The organism is Microbispora sp. CSR-4 (assembly GCF_008033685.1).
Taxonomy (GTDB): domain Bacteria; phylum Actinomycetota; class Actinomycetes; order Streptosporangiales; family Streptosporangiaceae; genus Microbispora.
On the sequence record NZ_VJVX01000167.1, the window covers coordinates 1 to 1,386 of the forward strand.

Below are 1,386 nucleotides of genomic sequence, written 5' to 3' on the forward strand. Positions count from 1 at the left end.
GAACTGCCACAGCGGGGAGGCGTCGACCTGGCTGCGCTTCGAGGACGTCGAGCGCGAGGCCCTGGCCGGCCACGACTACCCGAAGCTGTTCGAGCTGGGCGCGCACCCGTTCCTCACGCTCACGCTGTTCATCGCGATGTTCGAGCGCGACCACGAGCCGCTGGGCTTCCAGACCGAGTACGCCCGGCGGCTGGCCCACATGACGCTGCCGTACCCCGACATCGCGACCTGATCGGACCTGCCCGCCGCCGAGGCGGGCCGGGCGGCGGGACGCCGGGCACGCCGTGCGGGGCGGGCCCGGCGGCTCTCGCCGGTGTTACGTGCCATGTGTGAAAGGGAGAGGTGGAACATGCGGGCGGCACAGATCGTGGAGCCCGGCAGGCCGCCGGTGGTGGCCGACCTGCCCGTGCCCGTGGCCAGGCCCGGCGAGACCCTGGTCGAGGTCGGCGCCGCGCCGGTCACGCCGCTCGACCTGCTCTGCGCGAGCGGCACGTCCTACTTCGGCAGGCCGCGCACGCCGTACGTGCCGGGGGTGCAGGGGGCCGGCGTCGCCGGCGGGCGGCCGGTGTGGTTCGCGACCTCGGCCGGCATGGCCCCGGGCGACGGGAGCATGGCGCAGTTCGCGGCGGTGGCCGCGAAAGACCTCGTCGAACTGCCCCCGCAGGCCGATCCGGTCGCGGTGGCCGCGCTCGGGCTCTCGGCCGTCGCCGCGCACATGGCGCTGACGTGGCGGGGCGAGCTCACCCCCGGCGAGCAGGTGGTGGTGCTCGGCGCGGGCGGCGTCGTCGGGCAGGCCGCCGTACGGATCGCGCGCATCGCCGGGGCCCGCAGGGTGATCGCCGGGGCCCGCTCCCCCGCCGCCCGCGAACGCGCCCGGCAGGCGGGCGCGGACGCCGTGGTGGCGCTCGACACCGACGACGTCGCCACGCTGGCCGCGCGCCTCGCCGAGGCCTGCGACGGGCCCGCCGACCTGGTGCTCGACCCGCTCTTCGGCCCGGCGGCGGCCGCCGCGGCCCGCACGCTGCGTCAGGGAGGCCGGTGGGTCCACCTGGGTTCCTCGGCCGGCGAGACCTGCCCGATCGACTCTTCCACGCTGCGCAGCAGGTCGCTGCGGCTGCTGGGATACACCAACAACGAGCTGACCCCCGAGCAGCGGGCCGCCTCGATCGTCTTCGTCGCCGAGCAGGCGGCGCTGGGACGGCTGTCCGTCGCCTACGAGACGATCCCGCTGGACGACGCCGGCGCCGCCTGGGAGCGCCAGGCGAGCGGCACCGCCTCAGGCCGGATCGTCCTCATCCCCGCCCCGGCGTCCTAGAGATGCCGGTGGAGGACGTACTCCACTGGCCAACGTGAGCTATGCGAAGGCGGACGCCACCGCTACTCGGA

General features: G+C 75.7%; 1 protein-coding gene and 1 pseudogene. Both read left to right on the top strand.

The features are described 5' to 3' along the window. Positions 1 to 232 (top strand): annotated as a pseudogene (locus tag FLV34_RS39245) (hypothetical protein); the annotation flags it as partial. 117 nt (positions 233 to 349) lie between these two features. Then, a complete protein-coding gene (locus FLV34_RS39250; protein ID WP_142648870.1) occupies positions 350 to 1,315 on the top strand; it encodes a zinc-binding dehydrogenase in 966 nt (321 codons plus the stop codon). Positions 1,316 to 1,386 lie beyond the last annotated feature (71 nt).

Excerpts from the sequence above, each read along its gene's own strand:
- FLV34_RS39250 (WP_142648870.1), top strand. The coding sequence starts at position 350 with ATGCGGGCGGCACAGATCGTGGAGCCCGGCAGGCCGCCGGTGGTGGCC.